This is a genomic window from Amycolatopsis roodepoortensis (assembly GCF_024628825.1).
In the GTDB taxonomy this organism is placed as follows: domain Bacteria; phylum Actinomycetota; class Actinomycetes; order Mycobacteriales; family Pseudonocardiaceae; genus Amycolatopsis; species Amycolatopsis roodepoortensis.
In genome coordinates this window covers 3,121,259-3,146,865 of the sequence record NZ_CP102415.1, presented here as the reverse complement: position 1 = coordinate 3,146,865, position 25,607 = coordinate 3,121,259, and the positions used below count along the sequence as shown (strand labels likewise).

At 70.6% G+C, this 25,607-nt stretch carries 19 protein-coding genes and 1 riboswitch; of the genes, 6 read left to right on the top strand and 13 right to left on the bottom strand.

What is annotated here, in order from left to right; genetic code table 11:
• Positions 1 to 261: 261 nt before the first annotated feature.
• On the bottom strand, positions 262 to 399 hold the full coding sequence (locus NQK81_RS14735; RefSeq protein ID WP_257488645.1) for a hypothetical protein: 138 nt from the start codon (positions 397 to 399) through the stop codon (positions 262 to 264).
• Between the two features lie 55 nt (positions 400 to 454).
• On the opposite strand from NQK81_RS14735, the gene NQK81_RS14730 reads away from it, so the two are divergent.
• Positions 455 to 1,543, top strand: a complete 1,089-nt coding sequence (locus tag NQK81_RS14730) for a dihydrofolate reductase family protein (protein ID WP_257488644.1) — start codon at positions 455 to 457, stop codon at positions 1,541 to 1,543.
• Between the two features lie 204 nt (positions 1,544 to 1,747).
• Here the strand turns inward: NQK81_RS14730 and cobN are convergent, their stop codons facing one another.
• From cobN to NQK81_RS14675, 11 genes are all read right to left on the bottom strand, one after another.
• A complete protein-coding gene (cobN, locus tag NQK81_RS14725; protein WP_257488643.1) occupies positions 1,748 to 5,329 on the bottom strand; it encodes a cobaltochelatase subunit CobN in 3,582 nt (1,193 codons plus the stop codon).
• 35 nt (positions 5,330 to 5,364) lie between these two features.
• Positions 5,365 to 5,478: riboswitch (cobalamin riboswitch) on the bottom strand.
• Between the two features lie 32 nt (positions 5,479 to 5,510).
• Positions 5,511 to 6,188 (bottom strand): response regulator transcription factor, encoded by a 678-nt coding sequence (locus tag NQK81_RS14720; protein WP_257488642.1) that lies wholly within the window; start codon positions 6,186 to 6,188, stop codon positions 5,511 to 5,513.
• On the bottom strand, positions 6,173 to 7,615 hold the full coding sequence (locus NQK81_RS14715; protein ID WP_257488641.1) for a sensor histidine kinase: 1,443 nt from the start codon (positions 7,613 to 7,615) through the stop codon (positions 6,173 to 6,175). The genes NQK81_RS14720 and NQK81_RS14715 overlap by 16 nt, the downstream gene beginning before the upstream one ends.
• On the bottom strand, positions 7,599 to 7,838 hold the full coding sequence (locus NQK81_RS14710; RefSeq protein WP_257488640.1) for a hypothetical protein: 240 nt from the start codon (positions 7,836 to 7,838) through the stop codon (positions 7,599 to 7,601). Before NQK81_RS14710 ends, NQK81_RS14715 begins: the two co-directional genes overlap by 17 nt.
• Before the next feature lie 56 nt (positions 7,839 to 7,894).
• On the bottom strand, positions 7,895 to 9,049 hold the full coding sequence (locus NQK81_RS14705) for a glycerate kinase family protein (RefSeq protein WP_257488639.1): 1,155 nt from the start codon (positions 9,047 to 9,049) through the stop codon (positions 7,895 to 7,897).
• A 17-nt stretch (positions 9,050 to 9,066) separates the two neighbouring features.
• Positions 9,067 to 10,497 carry an SLC13 family permease gene (locus NQK81_RS14700; protein ID WP_257488638.1) on the bottom strand — a complete coding sequence of 477 codons (1,431 nt, stop codon included), beginning with the start codon at positions 10,495 to 10,497 and terminating at the stop codon, positions 9,067 to 9,069.
• 70 nt (positions 10,498 to 10,567) lie between these two features.
• Positions 10,568 to 11,497 carry an aminoglycoside phosphotransferase/kinase family protein gene (locus NQK81_RS14695; RefSeq protein WP_257488637.1) on the bottom strand — a complete coding sequence of 310 codons (930 nt, stop codon included), beginning with the start codon at positions 11,495 to 11,497 and terminating at the stop codon, positions 10,568 to 10,570.
• Between the two features lie 124 nt (positions 11,498 to 11,621).
• Positions 11,622 to 12,875: an HNH endonuclease signature motif containing protein gene (locus tag NQK81_RS14690; protein ID WP_257488636.1), complete on the bottom strand. Its 1,254-nt coding sequence runs from the start codon at positions 12,873 to 12,875 to the stop codon at positions 11,622 to 11,624.
• 444 nt (positions 12,876 to 13,319) lie between these two features.
• Entirely contained in the window at positions 13,320 to 13,565 is a 246-nt protein-coding gene (locus NQK81_RS14685; protein WP_257488635.1) for a helix-turn-helix transcriptional regulator, read from the bottom strand.
• 3 nt (positions 13,566 to 13,568) lie between these two features.
• The gene (locus NQK81_RS14680) at positions 13,569 to 14,420 is read right to left on the bottom strand and encodes an ABC transporter permease (protein ID WP_257488634.1); all 852 of its coding nucleotides are present in this window, start codon (positions 14,418 to 14,420) and stop codon (positions 13,569 to 13,571) included.
• Complete coding sequence (locus tag NQK81_RS14675; RefSeq protein ID WP_257488633.1) at positions 14,417 to 15,322, bottom strand: ABC transporter ATP-binding protein; 906 nt, start codon at positions 15,320 to 15,322, stop codon at positions 14,417 to 14,419. Before NQK81_RS14675 ends, NQK81_RS14680 begins: the two co-directional genes overlap by 4 nt.
• 99 nt (positions 15,323 to 15,421) lie before the next feature.
• Between NQK81_RS14675 and NQK81_RS14670 the strand changes: the two genes are divergently transcribed.
• The 3 genes from NQK81_RS14670 to NQK81_RS14660 are packed head-to-tail and all read left to right on the top strand — an operon-like array spanning position 15,422 to position 18,632.
• Positions 15,422 to 16,510: a ferredoxin-like domain-containing protein gene (locus tag NQK81_RS14670; RefSeq protein ID WP_257488632.1), complete on the top strand. Its 1,089-nt coding sequence runs from the start codon at positions 15,422 to 15,424 to the stop codon at positions 16,508 to 16,510.
• A complete protein-coding gene (locus tag NQK81_RS14665; protein WP_016332061.1) occupies positions 16,507 to 17,130 on the top strand; it encodes a precorrin-8X methylmutase in 624 nt (207 codons plus the stop codon). Before NQK81_RS14670 ends, NQK81_RS14665 begins: the two co-directional genes overlap by 4 nt.
• Complete coding sequence (locus NQK81_RS14660) at positions 17,127 to 18,632, top strand: precorrin-2 C(20)-methyltransferase (protein ID WP_257488631.1); 1,506 nt, start codon at positions 17,127 to 17,129, stop codon at positions 18,630 to 18,632. The genes NQK81_RS14665 and NQK81_RS14660 overlap by 4 nt, the downstream gene beginning before the upstream one ends.
• 122 nt (positions 18,633 to 18,754) lie before the next feature.
• Here the strand turns inward: NQK81_RS14660 and NQK81_RS14655 are convergent, their stop codons facing one another.
• Positions 18,755 to 19,384: a response regulator gene (locus NQK81_RS14655; RefSeq protein WP_257488630.1), complete on the bottom strand. Its 630-nt coding sequence runs from the start codon at positions 19,382 to 19,384 to the stop codon at positions 18,755 to 18,757.
• A 94-nt stretch (positions 19,385 to 19,478) separates the two neighbouring features.
• On the opposite strand from NQK81_RS14655, the gene NQK81_RS14650 reads away from it, so the two are divergent.
• Together NQK81_RS14650 and helR are read left to right on the top strand one after the other, a co-directional pair.
• Entirely contained in the window at positions 19,479 to 23,138 is a 3,660-nt protein-coding gene (locus NQK81_RS14650; protein ID WP_257488629.1) for an nSTAND1 domain-containing NTPase, read from the top strand.
• A gap of 265 nt (positions 23,139 to 23,403) precedes the next feature.
• Entirely contained in the window at positions 23,404 to 25,587 is a 2,184-nt protein-coding gene (gene helR / locus NQK81_RS14645; protein ID WP_257488628.1) for an RNA polymerase recycling motor ATPase HelR, read from the top strand.
• Positions 25,588 to 25,607: the final 20 nt, after the last annotated feature.

Here is a 25,607-nt window from a genome sequence, read left to right as displayed (position 1 = left end):
GACAGCCCAGGTGTCGGTCTCGGCCGCGCAGCTTCGGGACGTTCCCTGGGACCCGCGGGCGGCTGTCGCCGAATTTCGGCAACAGCACGGGTGTCACCCCCGATCACCTGACATCGGGTCGTTTCCCGGACCCGTAGGCAACCGTCGTCGGATTCCGGCGACAGCCCAGGTGTCGGTCTCGGCCGCGCAGCTTCGGGGACGTTCCTGGGACCCGCGGGCTGTCGTCGGATTTCGGCAACAACGGGTGTCACCCCCCCCGGATCACCAGACATCGGCCCCGCTCCCCGGAGCCCGCAGCGAACCGTCGCCGAATTCCGGCAACGGCACCGACGCGACCCCGGGACGCCCCCGGATCCCACCCCAGCCCTTGCCGATTTCCGGCAACGAAGGACCTGCCACAACCCCCACCGTGCAGCCTCGGCGACCCGCGACCGGCGGGGGCATACTGGCGGTCGTGATCGAACGCCCTCATGTCCTGCTGTCCGCCGCGGTCTCGCTCGACGGCTACCTCGACGACGCGAGCGACACCCGGCTGGTGCTGTCCAACGACGAGGACTGGGCCAGGGTGGACGGGCTGCGCGCCGCGTCGGACGCGATCCTCGTCGGCGCGAACACGGTCCGCGCGGACGACCCTCGCTTGCTGGTCCGCTCGCCGGAGCTGGTCGCGAAAAGGGTCGCGGAGGGGCGCCCGGAGCAACCGGTCAAGGTCACCCTCACGCGGAGCGGGTCACTAGATCCGGCGGCACAGTTCTTCACCGTCGGTGAAGCCGAGAAGCTGGTCTACGCGCCGCCCGGCGTCGTCACGGGCGTGAAAGCGACCGTCGTGGAACTGACCGGCCTGAGCGAAATGCTGGCGGATCTCTACGCGCGCGGGGTGCGGCGCCTCATGGTCGAAGGCGGCGGCGCTATCCACACCCAGTTCCTCACCGAGGGGCTGGTCGACGAACTGCACCTGGCCGTCGCGCCGTTCTTCGTCGGCGACCCACGCGCCCCGCGTTTCGTCGGCCCTGGCGCCTTCCCGCGCGGGCTGACCCTGGTCGAAAGCACGAGGCTGGGCGACGTCGCCGTCCTGGAGTACCACGCGACACCGGAACCGTCCGATGTGGACATTCGACATCTGCGCGAGGCCATCGCGCTCGCCGAGAACTGCCCGCCGCGCACGTTCCGCGTCGGAGCGGTGATCGCCGCCGCCGACGGCGAAGTGATCTCCACCGGTTTCTCGGGCGACGGCGATCCCGCCAATCATGCCGAAGAAGCCGCCCTCGCCAAGCTCGAACCAGAGGATCCGAGGCTGGCGGAGGCGACGATGTACACGTCACTGGAGCCGTGCAGCTCGCGGACGTCACATCCGCGAAGCTGCACCCAGCTCATCCTCGACGCCGGCATCCCGCGCGTCGTTTTCGCCTGGCGCGAGCCGTCGGTCTTCGTCGACTGCGTCGGCGCCGAGACACTGGAGGCGGCCGGACGCCGGGTGGTCGAGGTACCCGCCCTCGCCGCCGACGTCCGCCGCGCGAACACCCATATCCCGGGTGTCCACCTCTGAACTCCTACTTGCAGGCGTCGCAGCAGCCGCAGCCCAGACCGGTGCACGCCGAGCAGCAACCGTGGCGAAGCACGACCTTCAACAGACGCTTGATCATCGCTGTCCTCCCGATCATTGACGTCCCACCGCCCTTGTCACGCTAAGTTCCGCGCATACGACAGTGGTACCGCCGGGAGTGCCACGGGCCTGCTCCAGCGGGTGATGTCAGGATTCGAGATCCCCCTCCAGCGACAAGTAGACCTCGCGCAGCTGAGCCAAAAGATCGGCGTCCGGCTCGGCCCAGAGTCCCCGATCGGCCGCCTCGTTCAGCCGTTCGATGATGCCGCGCAGCGCCCACGGATTGGCCTGGCGCAGGAACTCCTGGTTGACCTCGTCGAGCACGTAGGACTCGGTCAGCTTCTCGTACATCCAGTCGCCGACCACGCCCGCGGTGGCGTCGAAACCGAAGAGGTAGTCGACGGTCGCCGCCAGCTCGAAAGCGCCCTTGTAACCGTGCTTGCGCATCGCCGCCAGCCAGCGCGGGTTGACGACGCGGGCCCGGAAGACCCGGGCGGTCTCCTCGCCGAGCGTGCGCGTGCGGACCGCGTCCGGGGTGGTGCTGTCGCCGACGTAGGACGCGGGCGCGGTCCCGGTCAGCGCGCGGACCGTCGCGATCATCCCGCCGTGGTACTGGAAATAGTCGTCGGAGTCGGCGATGTCGTGCTCACGGGTGTCGGTGTTCTTGGCCGCGACCACGATCCGCTTGTACGAGTTCTCCATGTCCTCGCGCGCCGGCCTGCCGTCGAGGTCGCGGCCGTAGGCGAACCCGCCCCAGACCGCGTAGACCTCGGCGAGATCCTTGTCGTCGCGCCAGTTCCCGGAATCCATCAGCGGCAGCAGGCCCGCGCCGTACGCGCCGGGCTTGGAGCCGAAGATCCTCGTGGTGGCCCGGCGTTCGTCACCGTGCGCGGCCAGATCCGCGCGGGCGTGGGCGCGCACGAAGTTCTGCTCGTCCGGCTCGTCGAGGTTCGCCACCAGGCGCACGGCGTCGTCCAGCAGGGTGATCACGTGCGGGAAGGCGTCGCGGAAGAACCCGCTGATCCGCACGGTGACGTCGATCCGCGGGCGGCCGAGTTCGGCGAGCGGGATCGCCTCGATGCCGGTGACCCGACGCGACGCCTCGTCCCAGACGGGCTGAACCCCCAGCAGGGCAAGGACTTCCGCCGCGTCGTCACCCGACGTGCGCATGGCCGACGTGCCCCATACCGAGAGGCCGACCGAACGCGGCCAGTCGCCCGTGTCCTCCTTGTAGCGGCGGAGAAGCGAGTCCGCGAGCGCCTGCCCGGTCTCCCAGGCGAGACGGCTCGGGATGGCCTTCGGGTCGACGGTGTAGAAGTTGCGGCCGGTCGGCAGCACGTTGATCAGGCCGCGCAGGGGCGAACCGCTGGGCCCGGCCGGGATGTAGCCGCCGTCGAGCGCGTGGAGCACGGCGTCGATCTCGGCGCCGGTGCCCGCCAGCCGCGGCACGATCTCGGTGGCGGCGAAGGTCAGCACGCGGGCGACCTCCTGGTGTTCCGGCACCTCCGCGACGACTTCGGCGACGGCGGCGGGGGACCAGTCCCTGGCCTCCATCGCCTCGACGAGCGAGCGGGCCGTCTGCTCGATGGCGTCCACTTCGGACAGTGGGGCGTCGCTGTTCTCCTTGAGCCCCAAGGCGGAACGCAGACCGGGGACCGCGCCCTGTTTGCCGCCCCACATCTGCTGGGCGCGCAGCATGGCCAGCACGAGGTTGATCCGCGCCTCGCCTTCCGGCGCGGCGCCGAGGATGTGCAGGCCGTCGCGGATCTGGGCGTCCTTGACCTCGCACAGCCAGCCGTCGATGTGCAGCAGGAAGTCGTCGAACTCCGCGTCGTGCGGGCGTTCCTCGACACCGAGGTCGTGGTCCAGTTTCGCCGCCTGGATCAGCGTCCAGATCTGCGCGCGGACCGCGGGCAGCTTGGCCGGGTCCATCGCTGCGATGTTGGCGTGCTCGTCGAGAAGCTGCTCCAGGCGGGCCATGTCGCCGTAGCTCTCGGCGCGGGCCATCGGCGGGATCAGGTGGTCGACGATCGTGGCGTGTGCGCGCCGTTTCGCCTGCGCGCCCTCGCCGGGGTCGTTGATCAGGAACGGGTAGATCAGCGGCAGGTTGCCCAGCACGGCGTCCGGCGCGCACGAGCCCGAGAGCCCCGCGGTCTTGCCGGGAAGCCATTCCAGCGAACCGTGTTTGCCGAGGTGGACGACGGCGTGCGCGCCGAATTCCCCCTCCAGCCAGCGGTATGCGGCCAGGTAGTGGTGGCTCGGCGGGAGGTCCGGGTTGTGGTAGATCGCCACCGGGTTCTCGCCGAAGCCGCGTGGCGGCTGGATCATCAGGATGACATTGCCGGACTGCAGCGACGCCAGGACGATGTCGCCGTTGTCGACGTAGAGCTCGCCGGGCGCGGGGCCCCAGTGCTCTTCCATGCCCTCGCGCAGCTCCGCGGGCAGCTCGGCGAACCATTCGCGGTACTTGTCGGCCGGGACGCGGATCGGGTTGCCGGACAGCTGTTCCTCGGTGAGCCACTCCGGGTCCTGACCGCCCGCGGCGATGAGCGCGTGGATCAGCGCGTCGCCGTCGGGCTGGTCGGTGCCGGTGGGATCGACGCCGGGGAACGGGTTCTCGCCGAGGTCGTAGCCCTGGTCGCGCATGCGGCGCAGGAGTTCGATCGCGGACGCGGGCGTGTCGAGACCGACGGCGTTGCCGACGCGGGAGTGCTTCGTCGGGTACGCGGACAGCATCAGCGCGATACGGCGTTCCGGCGGGGGAGTGTGGCGCAGCCGCGCGTGGGCCAGCGCGATCTTCGCGACACGGGACGCGCGCTCGGCGTCCGGCACGTATTTGGGGAGGCCGTCGTCGTCGATCTCCTTGAACGAGAACGGGACGGTGATGAGCCGGCCGTCGAACTCGGGGACGGCCATCTGGTTGCCCGCGTCGAGCGGGGAGAGACCGTCGTCGTTGGCCGACCAGGTCTCGCGGTCGCTGGTGAGGCACAGGGCCTGGAGGATCGGGATGTCGAGCGCGGCCATCTCGGCGACGTCCCACGCCTCGTCGTCGCCGCCCGCGCCGACCTCGGACGGCCGGGTGCCGCCGGCGGCCAGCACGGTGACCAGGAGCGCGTCGGCCTTGGCCAGCTCGGCCATCATCTCCGGCTCGCGGGTGCGCAGGGACGCGCAGTGGATCGGGAGCGCGCGGCCCCCGGCGTCCTCGACGGCGTCGGACAGCGCGTGGACGAACTCGGTGTTGCCGGACAGGTGATGCGCCCGGTAGTAGAGGATCGCGATGACCGGACCTTCGGTGGACTTCGGCTCGCGCTCCAGGACACCCCACAGCGGCTGCACGGCGGGCGGCTCGAAGCCGTCACCCGTCAGAAGGAGCGTGTCGCTCAGGAAGCGGTGCAGCTGGGTCAGGTTTTCCGGCCCACCCTGCGCGAGGTACGCGTGCGCCTCCGCCGCCGTGCCCGCCGGGACCGTGGAGAGTTTCATGAGCTGCGCGTCCGGCGTCTGCTCACCACCGAGGACGACCACGTGCGCGCCGCTCGCGCGGACCGTGTCGAGTCCCTCCTGCCAGCTGCGTTCGGAGCCGAGGATCCGGACGACGACGATCGGGGCGCCCTCGAGCAGGGCGGGCAGCTCGGCCAGATCGAGCCGGGCCGGGTTCGCCAGCCGGTAGTCGGCCTCGCTGGAACGGGCGCTGAGCAGGTCGGTGTCCGAAGTGGACAGAAGCAGGATCACAGCATTCCTCACTCGGGGTGTCCGCGCCCCGGGTCGTGCGGTCGCGCCGGCCGGAGTTCCTGGCTTCCCCTCTTCACCGGGAGGGGTGACAGTGGCGGGACCGCCCCGGACTCTCACCGGGTTCCTCCACCTGCCGACGCGTGGTTTCTGCGGTTCACTCTCCGGTGCGGTCCGGCGGGAGTCAAGGTGATGTGCGGCCGGGGTCGAACGCGTACCCCATACCGCGGGCGGTGCGGATGTGACCGGCGCCGATCTTGCGGCGCAGGGTGCGGACGTAGACGTCGACGATGTTGGAGCCGGGGTCGAAGTCGTAACCCCACACGTGGGAGAGGATCTGCTCGCGGGTGAGCACCTGGCCCTGGTGGCGGATGAACAGCTCCAGGAGGGCGAACTCGCGTGAGGTCAGCTCCACGCCCGTGCCGTCGACGTCCGCGCGGCGCGTGCGCAGGTCCAGCGAGAGCGGCCCCGCGTGCAGCACGGTGGTCTCGGCCACGAGTTCGGTGCGGCGCAGCCGGAGCCTGATCCTGGCCAGCAGCTCGTCGAAGCGGAACGGTTTCGCCATGTAGTCGTCGGCGCCGCCCTCCAGCCCGGCCAGGGTGGTCTGGGGCGAATCGTGCGCGGTGAGGATGACCACCGGGGTCGTGTTGTGGTGCTCACGCAGGGTCCGCAGCACGGACAGGCCGTCGCGGGAAGGCAGGCCGAGGTCGAGGACCAGCAGGTCGTAGCCGTCGCCGAGGGCGTACTGGAGGGCCTGCTCGCCGTCGGCGACCACGGTGGTGGTGAAGCCGTTGGCGATGAGCCCCTTGCGGACGAACGAGGCGATGCGCTCCTCGTCCTCGGCGATCAGGATACGGGCCACGGCGTGCCTCCTTCGACGGCGTGAACAGGGATTTCGATGGTGAACCGGGCGCCGAGACCCGGTGCCGACTCCAGGCGCACCAGCCCGTGCTGAGCTTCGGCGATGGCGCGCACGATCGCCAGTCCGAGCCCGGCCCCGCCCCGGTGACCGCCCGGCTTCCCCCGGTTGAACCGCTGGAAGATCTTCTCGGCGTCCTCCTGCGGAACACCGGGGCCGTGGTCGGCCACCCAGAACGACACGGTGTCCTCGGTCACGGCGGAGCCGATCAGGATCTCGTCGCCGTCTTCGGTGTGCTGGACGGCGTTCTGGGCCAGCTGCACCACGGCCTGGGTCGTCCGTTGCTCGTCCAACGCCACCTGGCCCTCCCCGAGTGCCTCCAGCCGCCAGCGACGGTCGCCGATGGTGCGGACCTTGGCGTAGAGGTCGCTGGTCAGCTCGGTGACGTCGGTGGGCGCGAGGGTGACGAAGTCGGGCTGCTCGGCCTTGGCCAGCAGCAGGAGATCGCCGACGATGCGGTTCATCCGGTCGAGTTCGTCGACGCACAGCCGGATCGCCTCGGCCCGCGCGACGGGATCGTCGTCGAGCAGTTCGAGATGGCCGAGCACGATGGTGATCGGGGTCCGCAGTTCGTGGCCGGCGTCGTCGAGGAATCGCCGCTGCGTGGCGAACGCGAGGTCGAGCCGGTCGAGCATGGCGTTGAACTGCTCGGCGAGCGCGGCGACGTCGTCACGGCCGTCCACCGGGATGCGGCGGGTCAGGTCGTGTTCGGTGATCTCGGCGGCGGCGCGGCGCACCAGCCGCACCGGGGCGAGGATCTGCCCGGCGACCAGCCATGCCGCGGCCCCGGCCAGGACCAGCCCGAGCAAGCCGACGAATAGCAGGGTCCGCACGGTGGTGGCGATCTCGGCGCGGTCCCGATCCACGAAGTAGCCGACGACGAAGGAGCCCCGGTCACCCTCTCGGGTGCCGGACGCGTCGACGCGGATCCAGCGCATCTCCCCGGCGGGGGTCTGGGCGGTGCCGCTGCGCGCCGGGTCGGCGAGGATCGGATCCAGCACCGCCGGGCTCTCGCCCAGCCGGAACGGTTCCTCGCGGTCCTGCAGGATCGGACCGGAGGACGGCGTCCAGGCCAGCACCACTTCGTCGTCGTCGACGTACTGGCGCCGCAGATGCGCCGACAGCGCGGACCGCACGTCCGGGAACGGCTGCCCGGTGGCGCGGTCCACCCCTTCTTCCAGCACCTGGCCCAGTTCGGCGGCCTCCTGTTCGAGCGCGGCGTTGACGTCGCTGTCGACCTCGCGCAGCAACAGGTTGTACGTGACCAGCGTCGTCGCGACCGTCACCACGGCGACGAGCAGCAGCAGCCAGCCCATGATCCGGATCCGCGCGGGGATCGCCCGCGTCCTGCGTTCAGTCGTCGTCGGCACCGTCGTCGTCCTGGTCGTCGCCGGGCGGGACCACCGGGGGCGGTGGCACGACCACCGGCGCGGAACTGCTGGTCGGCGACGGCGACGGCGCCGGGTGATCCCTCAGTTTCACCTCGACCGGAGCCCGCGGCGCGGGCGGCTCCGGCCAGGCCCAGGTGACCGCCGCCGCACCGAGAGGGAGCGCCACGGCGGCGGCGAGCAGGGCGATACGCGAGCGGGCCATGGCTTCACCCTCCTGGTCGTCGATGTGGCGAAGATGAGGACAAGATGAAGAAATCTTCACATAACGGGCGTGGACAGACGGGTGCCGACCAGCACTATCCGCAGCATCCGCTCGGCGGCGTCGGTCAGGAATTCGGCGCCACGCAGGATCGCCTCGTCGAGCGCCACCGGGCCCGGCTGGATGGCCTGGAAGGCGTCGATGCCGACGGCGTAGGTGGTGTCGGCGTCCATGCCGATCCGGCCGGCGAGCGCGACCACCGGCTTCCCGTGCGCCTTGGCGCGGCGGGCCACTTCGGCGGGCACCTTCCCGTGCGGGGTCTGGGCGTCGATCGTGCCCTCGGCGGTGACCACGAGATCGGCGGCGGCGAGCCGGGCGTCGAGGTCGACGTGATCCAGCAGCACCTCGAACCGCGGCAGCAGGCGGGCGTCTAGCGCGGCGCACAGGCCCGCGCCGAGACCGCCGGAAGCACCCGATCCGGGGACGAGCGCGACGTCGGCGCCCAGGTCGTGGCGCAGGACGTCGGCCCAGTTGTCCAGCGCGGCGGACAGCCTCTCCACCTGCTCGGGGGTGGCGCCCTTCTGCGGGCCGAACACCCTGGCCACGCCGCGCGGCCCGCACAGCACGTTGTGCGGGTTGACCGCCAGCCGGAGCCCGGTGTGCGCGAGTCTCGGATCCAGCCCCGAGACGTCGACGTGCCGGGCCCGCGCCAGCTCCGCCCCGCCGGGGCCGATCTCCTGACCGGCGCGGTCGAGCACCCGGGCGCCCAACGCCTGGAGCGCCCCGGCACCGCCGTCGGACACGCCGGAATCGCCGCAGCCGACGAGCACCGAGGAACACCCAGAGTCGAGCGCGGCGATCATCAGTTCACCGACGCCCCGGCTGGTGGTGCGCCCGGGATCGCGGCGGTCGGCGGGCACCAGGCGCAGGCCCGCGGCCGCCGCCATCTCGACCACCGCCGTCGATCCATCACCCAGAATCGCGAAATGGGAGCGCACCGGCAGCCCGACCGGGCCGGTGACGACCGTGTCGATCACCCTCCCGCCGGTGCTCCCGGCGAGCGCGGCGGCCGAACCTTCCCCGCCGTCCACCAACGGGACACGGTCGATCTCCGCGAACGGGACGACCCGCAGCACCCCCTCGGCGATGGCGTCGGCGGCCGCTTCGGCGCCGAGACTTTCCTTGAACCCACTGGGGGCGACGACGATCCGCATGACTTCCTCCTGATGGATCACGGCACGAGGCCGAGGTACGGCCAGATGAGCAGGGCGAAGACGGCGACCACGGCCACGTGCAGCGGTGCGAGCACGGCCGAAAGCCGGAGCAGGTCGCGAGCCGAATAGGTCGGCACGCCGTCGATGTCGGAGAACAGGGCGACGGGTTTGGCGGACGAGGTGAGGGTGTGGCAGAACCCCGCCGCCGCGGTGGACGCGAACACCGCCGCGGCCGGGGCCAGCCCGGTGGCCGCCGCGAGCGGGATCACCACCGGCACCAGCACCGAAGACCGCGCCGAACGGGACTGCACCGCCAGATGCGCGGCCGTGCTCACCACGATCACGGCGAGCAGCACCACCCACGCCGGCGCGCCACGGACGGGACTCAAGGCCACGTCCGCCACCCATGCCGCCGCACCCGACCCGACCAGCGCGCTGCCCAGCGCGGCCGTCGCGGCGGTGAACAGCAGCAGCGACCACGGCACGGTCTTCAGCGCCGCGCCGGTGGTGACCCGATGGGGTGGCACGCACATCGCCAGCGCGCCGATGAGGCCGACCAATGCGGGCGGCAGACCGTGCCACGATTCGGTGCACCACAGCACCAGCACCACACCGGTGGTCACGGCCGCGAACCGCTCGGTCCGCGTCCACGGCCCTCGCGGTGGGAACCGCGCGCGCAGGTCGAACCGGGCACGGCGGTCTTCGCGCGTGGTGAACAGCCGCAGGACGACCTCGACCGCGAGATGGGACGAGACCGCCGCCAGCGGCAGGCCCAGGACCAGCCAGCGCAGAAAGCCGATGCCGTCGCCGGTCGCTTCACGCAGGAGCTGGTCGGCCACCAGATGCGCGCCCGCGCCGATGAGCGTCGAGACCGCCGACAGCAACACCACGGTCGGGAACAGCACCGCCAGCGCCTTGGCCATCCGCGGGAGCGCGCTCGCCAAGGCGGTGAACACCGGCACGGCCAGCGCCGCCCGACCCGACGTCGAGGGGACCACCAGCGACGAGACCACCAACGCGACCGTCGACAGATGCGCCAGCCCCCGCACCGACCGCGCCCGCGCGGGCAACACGGCCACGAACCGGTCGACCAGCCCCGAACCGGTCAGCCCGGCCGCCAGCACGAACGCCGCGATCAGCAGCCACACCAGATCCGCGCCGAGCGTGGCGAACAGATCGGCGGGCGCCAGGATCCCGGTCACGGCAAGGACGGCCACCGCCGCGAGCGCGACCCAGGTGTCGTCCAGGCTGGTCAGAACCCATGCGCCCACGGCCGCGGCGAAGACGGCCAGCACCAGTGCGCCTTGCCAGGTCGGTCCGCCGGGCACGAGGGCGGTGGCCGACGCCGCGATGGCCGCGGCCGCGATCAGCCACGTCTTGTTGTGCTTCTTGGGTTCCTGGGGTTTCTGGGTCGGGGTCGCTCGGGTCGTGTAGGTGTAGGCGGTCACGGTGACCAGCCTGTGGCGCGCTCCTGAATCGTCCGTTAAGGACAGATGAGGAGGTCTTCATGTTGGCGGGCTACCGCTTTTGTGGCCCTTCCTCGGCCCGGCGGAGGCGCTCGCGAGCCTCCTCCTCCGACAGTGAGGTGACGGGTCGCCCGGCCGCGTGCTGGAACTTGGCGTCGTAAGCCCTGGTCCAGACGCCCGCCGCCCACGACCGGCGGAGTTCGCCGGCGCCGAACTCCCGGCCACGAGCACGGCCATACGCCTCGAGGAACCGTTGCGTGTCCTCGACGGTCGCCAACTCGTCCGCGCTGACGGTCGAATACAGCGCGGCGGCGAAGCCGACCAGAACGGCTTCGTCCTCCATAATCACACTGTCCCAGTCGTGCACCACCAGGAGCGTGTCACCGCTCCAGCGCAGATTGCCTGCCAGCCAGTCGCAATGGCCGATCACGGCGTCGGATCCGCCGTCGCGCAGCAGGTCACGGGCACGGCGTCCCGCGTCATCGATCCACGCACCGCCGGGCACTCCGTCGAGATCTTCCGGACCCGGCCACAGTTCGTCCCCGCCGTGATCCCAGTTCGCCCAGGAAGGTGCCGGACCGAGCGCGGGCATCTCGTCGGGCGCGGGAGCCAGCCGGATCAGCCACGCGAACGCCTCGGCGAAAGCCGTGGCCGCGTGGTCCGCGCTGGGGAGCGTGGCACCGCCAGGCACGTAAGCCTCCGCGGTGGCGACGTCGCCACCCAGCGGCGCGGCGCCGGTGAGCGGCCGGGGGCACGGATAGCCGGCCAGGAACAGGCGGCGCTGGACTTCCACACAGGCCGCTACCCTCGGCGAGTCCGGACGTATCTTGACCACGACCTCCCGGCCGTCGGCCAGCCGCAGCCCGATGACGGTGGACAGGAAGCCGGATCTGAAGAGCTCGCCGGCCGGCGGGCTGCCCAGATGGTCCCCGCACCACTGGGCGAGGTGTCCAGGATCGACGGCACGAGTGTGGGGTGGCACCGGCACATCCTCACATGCGTTCGTGGTGTCGGTGTCCCTTGTGGACTATCGGTGACGTGTTGACGATGCCCGGTGGGCATGCCGAAGGGCCCGTCGCCGGTGTGGCCGACGGGCTCCTCGGGGTTCAGCGGTGGTGGAGGGTGTTGCGGCGGGGTTGTCGGAGTGGGTCTCGGTATTGGGGTGGGATGAATTCCGGTAATCCGTCGGCGGCCGTCCGTACTTCCCAGTCACCGTGGTGGATCAGGCGGTGATGGAACCCGCACAGGAGCACGAGATTCCGGAGGTCGGTGGGTCCGCCGTCCACCCAGTGCTCAATATGATGAGCGTGGCAATTCTTCGGTTTGCGGTGACAGCCCGGGAACGCGCAGCCGCCGTCGCGGATATTCAGCGCCCGGCGTTGGCCGGGCGTGACGAAGCGTCTGAGTCGTCCTACGTCGAGGGGTTCTCCGGCGGTGCTCATCACGACCGGGAGCATCAGGCAGTCGCAGGCGGCGAGTCGGGCTTCGCGGGCGGTCATCGTTCCGACGAAGTCGAGGCAGGCGGTGCCGAGGCCGGATTTGAGTTCGTCGAGTTCGATGGTGACGTGCACGAGGGTGCGGTAGCCGCTGGTTCCGGGTTGGTCGGGGCAGGCGATGGCTAGGTCGAGGAGTTCGGCCCAGGCGTCGCCCAGGCGTTCGCACTTCATCCGCAGGTCGGCTTGGCCGAATTCGTCGACTGGCCGTGGTTGGGCGTAGGCCTCCAGGGCGGCGGCGGTGCGGGCGCCGGTCTCGTCGTCCAGCAGGCCGGTGAGTTTCCAGAAGCCGTCCCTGCGGCGTTCCAGGGTGATTTCGCGGCGTGGTTGTTTGGGTTCGGGGTCTTGGGGTTCGTTGCCGTCGGGGTCCAGCCAGCCCAGGAGGTTCGCTTCGGCCTTGGCGAGCTGCTGCGGGCCGGCAGTCGGGGCGAGGTCGGCGAGGATCTTCTCCGCGACCGCCTTATCTTCGGCGGAGGTGTCGGCGGGGAGTCTCTTCAAGATCTCCAGGATCTGGTCGATCCGCTCGTCCCCGACCAGCCCCTCGGCGGCGACCGCGGCGGTCTCGGGTGCCACGGCCGGGGCTTCGGTGCCATCCAGGTTCCGTGTCGGGTTCAAAGCGATCGCCCGCTTCACCACCGCACCAGCCTCGGCCCGCGACAAACCGGCCATCTCCGCGAACCAACTCGCCGTAGTCCCATGCCCGAACAAGTCTTTCGCACCCCGGGACTCGACCTCCGCCAGAAACCGCCCCAAACCCGCGGTGGCCATCCGAATCACCTGCAACGACTGCTGCACGCCATGGGCAAGCTCCAGCTTGCCGGCACGCCACAGTTCCTGCGGCAACTCGGGAAGGAAGGTCTCGGACACGCCTCCATAATACCCGAAAAAATCGAACATGTGTTCGTAATTTTAAGCGACAAGCGAAATGCGTGCGCAACACTGAAGGGTGAATCCGTCGCTTTGGTGATTCACCCTGAGCGAGCCTCGCAGTTAGTCGACTAAATGCGTGCGTTGGGGACGCGAAAAGCCACGTAGGCGGGGTGGCGAGGCCTCCACGTCTGCTCTCAGGACGGGCAAGGAGGCTCGCGCGGTCGCGGGGACTGCTCGACCTATCGCCGTTGGGGGTTGCGAAAGCCACTTTCGCAACCCCCAACGTTGCGAAAGTGGCTTTCGCAACCCCAGCCCTCGATAGCCCGAGGAACGCCGGGGGCGAGGCTCGGTGTCCGGAAGCGTGTCGGAACCAGGCCGATTCACCCCGGGCAAGACGCCCGAAGCACCGCATTTAGTCGGCTAATTGCGAAACGGACGGGCTCAAGCCGACCGGTCCGACGAAGAGTCACCGATCCGCGGGAAAGGGGCGGTGGAGAAGATGATCTCCACCGCCACCTCGAAGAACTCCGCGATCCGCAGGGCGAGGTAGAGGCTCGGGCTGTACTCGCCGCGTTCGAGGTAGCCGATGGTCTGGTAGTGCACGCCCAGCGCATCGGCGAGTTCGCGGCGGGAGATGCCCCGTTCCGCCCGCAACATCGCGATCCGGTTGTAAACGACCTCGCTCATGAGCTAGCCAATTCGCTGCATCGCCTTTTCCCGTCGTGCCGCCACCGAGGACCCGGACTCGCGCCGCGCCATGCGCCGCAGGACGACCGGGGCCAGCGTCAATCCGATCACGGCCCACACCGACAGCACGCCGAGGGTCTCCCATGGCCGCCAGGACTGGCCGATCTCGATGACCACCGTCGAGTCCGGCAGCAGCGCCGACCGCATGCCGAGGCCGAGCCAGTACATCGGGAACACCTGCCCGAGGTACTGCAGCCACTCCGGCAGCGCGGTGATCGGGTAGAAGATCCCCGAGATCGCGCCGATACCCAGCGTCGGCAGCATGATCAGCCCGATGCTGCGCGCGTTCGTGGTCAGCGAGCCGAAGATCGCGCCGATCGGCATGGTGGCCAGCAGGCCGAGCACCAGCACCCACAGCAGGCCCAGCCACGACGTCAGCCCGCCGGGCGCGATGCCGTCGAACAGGAACAGGCAGGGGACCAATACCAGCAGGATCCCGATGACCGTGTTGAAGGAGACCGTGACGACCTTGCCGACGAGGTAGCCGATCATGCCGTTCGGCGTGGCCTTGGCGCGCAGGAGTGTGCCGTCCTCGCGTTCGACGGCGAGGACGCCCGCCATCCCGAGCATTCCGCTGAACACGATCGACGCGCCCAGCACGCTCGGCACGGTGGCGGCGCCGAGCGAGAACTCGGTCCCCGGCAGCTTCGAGTCGCGCATGAAGAACATGACGACGATGAAGATCGCCGGGAAGAGGAAGGTGTTGAAGAGGTCTTCCCGGTTGGTCATCATCTGGCGGGCTTCGAGCCAGCCGCGCCGGACGCCCAGCCGGACACTGTGCTGAATCGTGTTCATCGCGCGCCCACCGCCTCGAGGGATTCGGCCTTGCGGACCAGGGTCATGTACGTGTCTTCGAGCGACGCCCGCCGGACCTCCAGATCGCCGATGGCGTCCCCATGCTGTTTGAACAGTTCGTGGACGTACTTCGTCGATTCGGTCGTGGAGTGCACGAACCGCTGGCCGTCCAGTGTCCAGCGCACCTCGGCCTCGCCGGCGATCTGCCTGCTCAGCGCGTCGGCCGAACCGTCGGCGACGATGCGGCCGTGGTTCAGGATCAGGATCCGGTCCGCCAGTTTCTCGGCCTCGTCGAGGTCGTGCGTGGTCAGCAGGATCGTCGTGTCGTCGTCATCGGTCAGCCGGTGCACGAGTTCGTGGAACTCGCGCCGCGCCTCCGGGTCCAATCCGGCGGTCGGCTCGTCGAGGAACAGCAGTTCCGGGCGGCCGACGATGCCGATCGCGACGTCGAGACGCCGCCGCTGCCCGCCCGAGAGCATCCGGACCTTCTTGTCCGCGTGCTCGGTCAGGCCGACCGCGGCGACCAGTTCGTCCGGATCCCACGGCCGCTTGATGCGGTCCGTGGAGTACGGCGCGTAGTAGCCGCCCAGGTGCTCCAGCAGCTCACGCACGCGCCATTTCGCGTGGTCGCGCCAGGCCTGGAGGACGACCCCCAGCCGCGCCCTCCAGTTCTCGTCCGCGTGCGCCGGGTCGGCGCCCAGCACGCTGACCTCGCCCTCCGACCGCATCCGGAAGCCTTCGAGGATCTCGATCGTCGTGGTCTTGCCCGCGCCGTTCGGACCCAGCAGGCAGATCACCTCGCCGCGATGCGCGGTGAAGTCGACGCCGTGGAGGACGTCGTTCGTCCCGTACCGCATGCGGAGATCTTTGACGGAGATCATCACGTCGTGTGGATCTCTCATTTGGTCACCCCCATCTCAATGATGCGATCGAATGTAGCACACCTACTACATATGATCTGAGACATACTCTCGTCGGAATCGGCCATCTACAGTGAGCGCATGTCCACGAGCGCACGTGTCCGAGCCGACGCGTGCCCTGGTGTTTTCGCCACGCACGACGCGGCCGACGGTCCGCTCGCCCGGATCCGGCTGCCCGGCGGCGCCATCACCTCGGGCCAGTTCGAGGCGCTCGCCGACGCCGCCGGCGACCTCGGGGACGGCGCCCTCCACCTGACCTCCCGCGGCAACGTCCAATTGCGTGGCGTCACCCGGCCGGGTCTCGCGGGCAGGCTCGCCGCGGCCGGGCTCCTGCCCTCGCCGTCGCACGAACGTGTCCGCAACATCCTCGCGTCGCCGCTCAGCGACACCGCGCAAAAGCTCGCCTCGGCGCTCGACGAAGCCCTGTGCGCGGTCCCCGAGCTGGCCGAACTCCCGGGACGCTTCCTCTTCGCCCTTGACGGCGGCCAGGGCGACGTCGCCGGCGAGGGCGCCGACGTCTGCTGGCGCGACGGAGCCGTGCTGCTCGCCGGCGAGGACACCGGCCTGCGGATCACCGCCGAGCACGCCGTCGAGACGCTGCTTTCGGTCGCGCGAGCGTTCCTCCGGACGCGAGGAACGGCTTGGCGGGTCAGCGAACTCGCCGACACCGCACCGCTGATCGATGGCATACCGGGGGAAACGACGGAGCCGCGGAAGTTCGAGGTGAATCCCGGCCTTCCGATCGGGCCGATCGGGGAGGCGACCGGGGTCGCCCCGGTCTTCGGCAGGCTCACCTCGGCTCAGGCGCGCAAGATCGCGAAGGCCGGGAACGCCGTGGTCACCCCGTGGCGGTCGATCCTGGTCCTCGGCCCCCTGGAAGCGGATCCGGGGCTGATCACCGATCCGGACGCGCCGTCGCTCGGGATCAGCGCCTGCGTCGGGCAGCCGGGCTGCGCGAAGTCGCTCGCCGACGTGCGGGCCGACGCGGCGAAGGTCGGCCGGACCCCGAGAGTGCATTTCGCCGGGTGCGCCCGGCGATGCGGAAAGCCCGCGCACGAGCACGTCGACGTGCTCGCGACGGAGGACGGTTATCTGGTCGACGGGGCGTTCGTCCCGGTCGGCGAGCTGACAGAGACTTTGGCGACGTTGGCGGAGAAGGGACAGCAGTGATCGACTACATCCGGGACGGGGCCGAGATCTACCGGCATTCGTTCGCCACCATCCGTGAGGAGGCGGATCTCGCGATCCTCCCCGACGACGTCGCGGTGCTGGCCGTGCGGATGATCCACGCCTGCGGGATGGTCGACCTGGTCGACGACCTCCGCTACAGCCTGGACGTGGTGGAATCCGGCCGCGCCGCGCTCGAAGCGGGCGCGCCGATCCTGTGCGACGCCAACATGATCGCCTCCGGGGTGACCCGCAAACGTTTGCCCGCCGCCAACGAGGTGCTGTGCACGCTGTCCGACCCGAAGGTGCCGGGGCTGGCCGAGCGGATGGGCACCACCCGGTCCGCGGCCGCGCTGGAGCTGTGGCGCGACAAGCTGCCCGGTTCCGTGGTGGCGATCGGCAACGCGCCCACCGCGTTGTTCCGCCTGCTGGAACTGCTGGAAGAGGGCGTCGGCGCGCCGGCGGCGATCATCGGGGTCCCGGTGGGTTTCATCGGCGCCGCCGAGTCCAAAGTGGAGCTCGCGAAGCGGGCACCCGCCCCGTACCTGGTGGTGCACGGACGCCGCGGCGGCAGCGCGATGGCCGTCGCCGCGATCAACGCGATGGCGAGTGAGGTCGAATGAGCGGGCTCGGGAAACTCTGGGGTGTCGGGCTCGGACCCGGTGACCCGGAACTGATGACGGTCAAGGCGGCCCGCCTGATCGGCGAGGCCGACGTCATCGCCTATCACAGCGCGCGGCACGGCCGGAGCATCGCGCGTTCGGTCGCCGAGCCGTACCTGCGGGACGGCCAGATCGAGGAGAAGCTGGTCTACCCGGTCACCACCGAGACCACCGACCACCCCGGCGGCTACGAAGGCGCCATCGCCGACTTCTACGAGCTGAGCGCGAAACGGCTGGCCGAGCACCTCGACGCCGGCCGCGACGTGGTCGTGCTCTGCGAAGGCGACCCGTTCTTCTACGGCTCCTACATGTACATGCACGAACGGCTCGCCGACCGCTACGAGGCGACCGTGGTGCCCGGCGTGACCTCGGTCAGCGCGGCGTCCTCGGTACTCGGCCGCCCGCTGGTGCAGCGCGACGAGGTCCTCACCATCCTCCCCGGCACGCTGCCCGCGCCGGAACTCGCGCGGCGCCTGGCCGACACGCAGGCCGCGGCGGTGCTCAAACTCGGGCGCACGTTCGGCAACGTCCATGAGGCGCTGGCCGAAGCCGGGAAGCTGGACGACGCCTTCTACGTCGAACGCGCGACCTGGCAGGCGCAGCGCGTCGAGCCGTTCGCCGACGTCGACCCGGATTCGGTGCCGTACTTCTCGCTGGCACTGCTGCCCAGCCCGGCCTACGCGTCCCGGCTCGCCGACGAACCCGAAGTCACCCGGAAGCAGGAAACGCACACCGGTGGCGAAGTCGTGGTCGTCGGCCTCGGTCCGGCCGGTCCCGGCTGGCTGACCCCAGAAGCGACCGAGGAACTGGCCGCGGCGGAGCACGTCGTCGGCTACGGCCCGTACGTCGCGCGAGTGCCGCAGCGCGCGGGCCAGCAGCGGCACGCGTCGGGCAACCGTGTCGAGGCCGAACGCGCCGTCGAAGCGCTCGAACTGGCCACGAACGGCGCCAAGGTCGCCGTCGTCTCGTCGGGTGATCCCGGCGTGTTCGCGATGGCGTCGGCGGTGCTGGAGCAGGTCGCGGCCGGGCACGGCGCGGGCGCCCGGGTGCGGATCGTGCCCGGCGTGACCGCCGCGCAGGCGGCCGCGTCCCGGGTCGGCGCGCCGCTGGGCCACGACTACTGCGTGCTTTCGCTGTCCGACCGGCTCAAGCCGTGGGAGATCATCGAACGACGGCTGGACGCGGCGGGCGCGGCGGATCTCGTGCTCGCGCTGTACAACCCGGCGTCCCGCACGCGGACCACGCAGCTCGCGCAGGCCCGCGACGTCCTGCTCCGGCATCGCGCGCCGGAAACCCCGGTGGTCGTCGCCCGCGACGTCGGCGGGCCCGAGGAGGACGTCCGCGTGGTCACCCTCGGCACCCTCGATCCGGCCGGTGTCGACATGCGCTGCCTGCTGATCATCGGCTCGTCGAAGACGCGCGCCGAGAACGGCGTTGTCTGGACGCCCCGCACTTACGAGTGATCTCGCGTCTCGGCGTGGCCTGGCCCGCGTGACCGGACCGGTCACGCGGGCACTGTGTGGATTTCTGGTCGTCCAACGCCCCAAAATCCACACGGTCGCGTCCTCGGGCGGACGCCGCGCGCTTACGAGTGATGCCCGAGGCCCGCGTTGCGGGCTTGGGCGAGCAGCACCTCCCGGTCGTCCGTGCCGGCCTTGGCGTGGATCGCCGAGACGACGTTGCGCACCGTCTTGGGCGCGAGCCCGAGCCGACGCGCGACGGCCGGGATCTCCAGCCCGTCCGCCAGGAGGCCGAGCACCTCGTGCTCGCGTGAGGTCAGCCGCGGGAACGCCCGCATCGGCTGCGACGCGGCCAGCAGGCCGTAAAGCCGGTCCGCGGCGCGCTCGCCGAACACCACCGCCCCCGCCGCCACCCCGCGGATGAACCGGACCAGGTCGTCGTGACCCGCGCTCCGGGACAGGACGCCGCGCGCGCCCGCGAGCATCGCGGCGACCACGAGCTCGCCGTCACCCGGTGGGGTCAGGACGAGGACGGCGGTCCCCGGCACGCGCGAAGCCACTTCGCGTGTGACGGCGAGCCCGTCCAGTGCGGGCGGGTGAACCGGGAGGACGAGGACGTCCGGACGAAGGGCCGTGGCGTGCCAGACCGCTTCGCGTTCGTCGGGGGTGTGGGCGACCACCTCGAGCTCCGGCGACACGGGCGGTTCGGGGACACCCGCGAAGACCACGCTCACCGCTTGGGTTCGAATCGGCACGCCATCGGTTGTAGCGCAGAACTTTTGTACAGTGTCGGGCCGTTTTCGGTGAACAATGTCCAATCGGTAACGGTTCGACGATCAGGGGGGCCTGGTGCCGAGACGTGAGCGTCCGCTGGGGCCGGGCGACGACGTCGTCGTGAGCTTCGCGGCGGACCTTCGGCTGCTTCGCGAGAAGGCCGGAGGGCCGACGTACCGCGAGCTTTCGACCCGTGCGGGTTACTCGGCCGCCGCGCTCTCCGAAGCCGCCGGCGGACGGAAGCTGCCGGGGCTCGCGGTGACGACCGCGTACGTCACCGCGTGCGGCGGCGACGTCCCGGCATGGGAGGAGCGCTGGCGCACGGTCGCCGCCGGGCTCGCCGCGGCCGCGGGCGAACGCGACGAAACCGAACTGCCGTACCTGGGGCTGGCCGCGTTCCAGACGGCCGACGCCGCACGCTTCTTCGGCCGCGAGCGGCTGGTCGCCGAACTGGCAGGCAAGCTCGCGGAACGGCGGCTCGTCGGTGTCTTCGGCGCTTCGGGATCGGGGAAGTCGTCCGTCCTGAGGGCCGGGCTGGCGGCGTCGAGCGAACGTCCGGTCGTCCTCCGCACACCAGGCGCGCATCCACTCGAAGAGGACCTCGACGCCGAGGGACGGCTGCTGATCGTCGACCAGTTCGAGGAGGTCTACACGCTCTGCCGGGACCAGGCCGAACGCGAGAAATTCGTCGACGTGCTGCTCGCGCTCTCCCGCGACGAGCACGGGACGCGGGTCGTCCTCGGTGTCCGCGCGGATTTCTACGGTCACCTCTGCCGTCACGCCGGTCTCGTCGAGGCGCTCACCGACGCGCAGGTGATGGTCGGCCCGATGACCGCCGACGAGCTCCGGACCGCGATCGTCGAACCCGCCGTCCGCGCGGGCTGCCGGGTCGAGGCGGCGCTGGTCACGACGCTCGTCGCCGACGCCACCGGCCAGCCCGCGATGCTCCCGCTGGTCTCGCACGCGTTGCTGGAGACCTGGCGGCGGCGCCAGGGGATCACGCTGACCAGCGCGGCCTACGAGGCGGCGGGCGGGATCCTCAACGCGATCGCGCAGACCGCCGAGGCCGTCTACACGGATCTGGAGCCGGACAGACAGCGCCTCGTGCGGCAGATCTTCCTTCGGCTGACCGCGCTCGGCGAAGGCACCGAAGACACGAAGCGCCGCCTCAACCGCCGCGAACTCGACGACGACCCGGCGACCACGGAGGTCCTCGAACGCCTCGCCGAGGCACGTCTGCTGGTCCTCGACCGTGACGGCGTCGAGATCGCCCACGAGGCGCTGATCCGCGGCTGGCCCCGGCTGCGCGACTGGCTCGCGGAGGACCGCGAAGGGCACCGGCTGCATCGCCAGCTCGCCGAAGCGACCGAGCTGTGGGAGTCGCTGGATCGCGACAAGGGCAGCCTGTACCGGGGCACGCGGCTGGGACGCGCGGCGGAATGGGCGGAACGGGAGCCCGGCGCGCTGAGCGCACGCGAGCGGCAGTTCCTCCAGGCCGGGCTGGACGCCGAAGCCGAGGAAACCGCTGTCGGCCGCAAACGGACGCGGAGGCTGCGAAGGCTCGTCGCGCTCCTCGGCGTCCTGCTGCTCCTCGCGGGTGTCGCCGTCGGATACGCCGTCGATGCCGGGCGGACCGCCACCGATCAGCGGAACGTGGCACTCGCGCGCAAGGCCGTCGTCGACGCGAAGGCGTTGCGGGACTCGAATCCGGCGCTGTCCACGCAGCTCAGCCTCGCCGCGTACCGGCTCGCGCCGATCCAGGAGACCCATGACGGTCTACTCGCGGCCATGGCGGCGCCGTTCCCCACCCGGATGGTCTTCGACCCCGGCGAGGTCACCGTCGCGCTGAGCGGGCAGCTCATGGTCACTTCGGACAACTACCGGGCGACGCAGGTGTGGTCGATCGCTGACACGCGGCATCCGGCGCTCCTGGCGACGCTGCCCGGATCGGAGGAGATCCGCGGGCCGCTGGCGTTCAGCCGCGACGGGCGGGCGCTGGCGACCGCAACCCGGGATCACCGGGTCCGGTTGTGGGAGCTGACCGATCCGCGGAACCCGGTGCGGAAGGCGGACCTCACCGGGCACCGGAACACGTTGCTGTCCCTCGATTTCAGCCCGGACGGCCGCCGGCTCGCCTCGGGTTCGGTCGACCGCACCGTCCAGCTCACCGACGTCGGGGACCTCGGCGCGCCGAAACCGCTCGGCGGTATCCCGGCCCCCGAACTCGAACGCGCCGTGTTCAATCCCGACGGCACGATGCTCGCGGTCACGAGCACGAACTGGACGGCGGAGCTCTGGGACGTCACGGCGCCGTCCGCGCCACGGCGGCGCTCCGTCCTTTCCGGACACAAGGACCTCCAGCTCACCCCGGCGTGGAGCCCGGACGGGCGGCGGCTGCTCACCACCAGCTGGGACCGCACCGCGAAGCTCTGGGACGTCGCCGATCCGGCGGCGCCTCGGTCGCTTTCGACGCTGACCACCCCGGCCGTGGTCTGGGCGGCCGGGTTCAGCCCGAGCGGCAGGCTGGTGGTGACCGCGGGGGACGACCAGTCCGTGCGGCTCTGGGACGTCACGGGGCCGGCGAAGGAACTGCCGCCCCTTTCGGGGCATACGAACGCCATCTGGTGGACCGCGTTCTCCCCGGACGGCAAGACCATCGTCTCCGCCAGCGCCGACCGCACCGTGCGGCTGCAGGACGTCGGCGAACTGGCGCTGGCTTCGAGCGTGGGCTGGAACGCCGGGGCGTTCACCGAACAGGGGCGGATCCTCGTCACCGCGGGGGACGACGCGCGGCTCTGGGCGATGGACGATCTCCGTGCGCCGAGACAGCTCTCGAAACTTCCCGGCCCGGCCACCGTCACCGCCGTCGCGCTGAGCCCGGACCGGCGAAGCCTCGCGCTGGCCGCGCACGCCGGCGCCGGTGTCGGCGGGACGTTCGTGCTCCAGCGCTGGGACATCGCCGATCCGATGGCGCCGCGGCTGCTGGCGTCGACCGAGGTGAAACCCACGTACTCGCTCGCGTTCAGTCCCGACGGGAAGACCTTCGCCTCCGGCCACGACGACGGTCCGGTGCAGCTCTGGGACGTCGGTGATCCCGGCCGGTTCGCCGAACCGCGGGTCCTGCCGGTCGGGGACGGCACCGTGTGGTCGCTCGCGTTCACCCCGGACGGGCGGACGCTCGTGGCTGCCCAAGGGCCGGATTCGTCCGCGGTGACCCTGTGGGACGTCACCGATCCCCGGCGCCCGGGGCTGGCGTCGACGCTGAAGCCCGACGCCGGGGCCGTGTTCAAGGCGGCCGTCAGCCCGGACGGCCGCACGGTGGCCGCGGGCAGCAGTGACCGGAACGTCTACCTGTGGGACATCGCGGATCGCGCGCACCCCGTACGGCTCGCGAAACTGGGCGGCAATCCCGAAGGCGTCGGGCATATCGCGTTCGGGCCGTCCGGCCGGGAGCTGGCGGCTTCGGCGTTCCGGACGGTGCGCGTCTGGGATATCGCCGATCCGCGGAAACCGGTGGAGAAGGCGCAGCTCACCGGGTTCGCGGCGACGGTCAACTCACTGGTGTACCGGGACGACGGGCATACGCTCGCCATCGGGAGCAGCGGCGTCCAGCTGTGGCAGACGAACACGGACCGCGTGAGCGAGGAGATCTGCGCGCTGGCGACGCCGAGGATCACGCGGGAGGAGTGGGAGCGGTATTTCCCGGGGCTCGACTACGCGCCGCCGTGCGGATGAGGGGGCTGCCCGGTCGTCGCGTGTCGCGAAAGCCACTTTCGGGACGTCAGGTGTCTCGAAAGTGGCTTTCGCGACACGCGATGGGTCCCGAGTCTCGGCAAAGGAACGCCGCCGACTTACGTGGACCATGGCCCGACAGGGCCGAGAAAGAGACGGAGTAACTCCCTCCGTAATAAACATATAGCGCATGGGGGGACTTGCCACAAGACCCCGGTGATGCCTCAGACTCACTCGCCGTAGCCGAAACCGGGCGAAATGGGAGTCTGTGTCAACTCAGGGTCATGAAGAAGAGCTGCGGTCCGAACGCGAATACGTCGCCGGGCTCTACACGCGCCTGGACGCCGAACGCGCGCGGGTGAAGGGGGAGTTCCAGTCGGCGCTGGGCGGGACCGGCGGGACGGCCATGGAACGCGACGTCGAGGTGCGCGCGCTGGCCAGGGAGTCGCGGCGGCTGGACGTCGTCGACAACGGTCTGTGCTTCGGCAGGCTGGACAGTCTCGCGGGGGAGACCTCGTACATCGGCCGCATCGGGCTCTTCGACGAGGAGAACGACTACGAACCGGTGCTGCTCGACTGGCGGGCACCGGCGGCGCGCCCGTTCTACACCGCGACCGCCGCGACGCCGGAGAAGATGCGCCGTCGCCGTCAGTTCCACACGCACGGGCGTGAGCTGCTCGGCTTCACCGACGAGGTGTTCGGCCGTCCCGGCGGCGACGCGGAGGGTGACGCGGCGCTGCTGGCGGCCGTCAACGCGCCGCGCGGCGAGGGGATGCGGGACATCGTCGCGACGATCCAGTCCGAACAGGACGAGATCATCCGGCACGAACATCCCGGGGTGCTGGTGATCGAGGGCGGGCCGGGCACCGGGAAGACCGTGGTGGCGCTGCACCGCGTCGCCTACCTGCTCTACACCCAGCGCGAGCGGATGGAACGCCACGGCGTGCTCGTGGTCGGGCCGAATCCGGCGTTCCTGCACCACATCGGCCGGGTCCTGCCGTCGCTGGGCGAGACCGACGTGGTGTTCATGACGACCGGCGATTTCGTTCCCGGCAAGCATGTCACCGCCGAGGACGGCCCCGAAGCCACCCGGCTCAAGGGTTCGCTGAAGATGCTGGACGTCCTCAAGGCCGCCGTCGCCGATCGCCAGCGGCTGCCGGAGGAGCCGGTGCTGATCGATCTCGCCGACGTCACCGTCCGGATCGACGCCGAGACCGCGGAATGGGCAAGGGACGAGGCGCGCAAGAGCGGGCTGCCGCACAACGAGGCGCGCGGGACGTTCACCGACATCGTCACCTACGTCCTGACCGAGCGGGCGATCGCCCGGATCGGCCGAGGCTGGCTCAGCCGGGACGACCGCGACGAATGGGAGCGGCTGCGGAAGGACCTCCTCAAGGAACTGGCGGAGAGCGAGACGTTCACCACCGCGCTCGACGAACTCTGGCCGATCCTGACGCCCGAAAGTCTGCTGGGCTCCCTGCTCTCGTCCCCGGAGCGGCTTCGCGCGGCGGGCGCCGACCAGGCGTTGCTGCGTGCCGAAGGGGAAGCCTGGACGGTGTCGGACATGCCGCTGCTCGACGAACTCGTCGACCTGCTCGGCCGTGACAAGACGGCGGACGCGGCGGCGGAGAAGGCGCTCGCGCGGGAGAAGAAGGCCGAAGCCGAGTACGCCGAAGGTGTGCTCGACACGATGAAGCTCGACCGCGAAGAGATGGACGAGGACGTCATGCTGTCGGCTGAGAACCTCCTCTTCGCCGACGAACTCGCCGACCGGTTCGTGGAGCACGACACGCGCAGCCTCGTCGAACGCGCCTCCGCCGACCGGGACTGGACGTACCGGCATGTCGTGGTCGACGAGGCGCAGGAACTGTCCGAAATGGACTGGCGGGTGCTGATGCGGCGTTGTCCCAACCGTTCCTTCACCGTCGTCGGGGATCTGGCGCAGCGCCGGTCCGAGGCCGGGGCGCGGTCGTGGGACGCGATGCTGAAGCCGTACGTGCCGGGCCGGTGGGTCTACCGGTCGCTGACGGTGAACTACCGCACCCCGGCGGAGATCATGGCCGTCGCCGCGTCGGTGCTCGCCGAGTTCGCGCCCGACGTCCGGGCGCCGGAATCGGTCCGGTCCAACGGGGTCCGGCCGTGGGCGCGGCAGGTCTCCGGGGAATCCCTCGCCGGTGCCATCGAGGAGTTCGTCAAGGACGAAGCCGGGCGTGAAGGAACCAGCGTCGTGATCGGCCCGCCCGGAGTGCCGGGCACGGTGCCCGCGTCGGAGACGAAGGGGCTCGAGTTCGACGCGGTCCTCGTCGTGGACCCGGAGCGGATCCTGGCCGACGGCCCGCGCGGTGCGGCTGAGCTCTACGTCGCGCTCACGCGTGCTACGCAGCGCCTCGGCGTCCTGCACGAAGGCCCGCTGCCGCCCGCACTGGCGGGCCTGAACTCGTCACTCGCGTGATCAGAGACCGCACTCGCGTG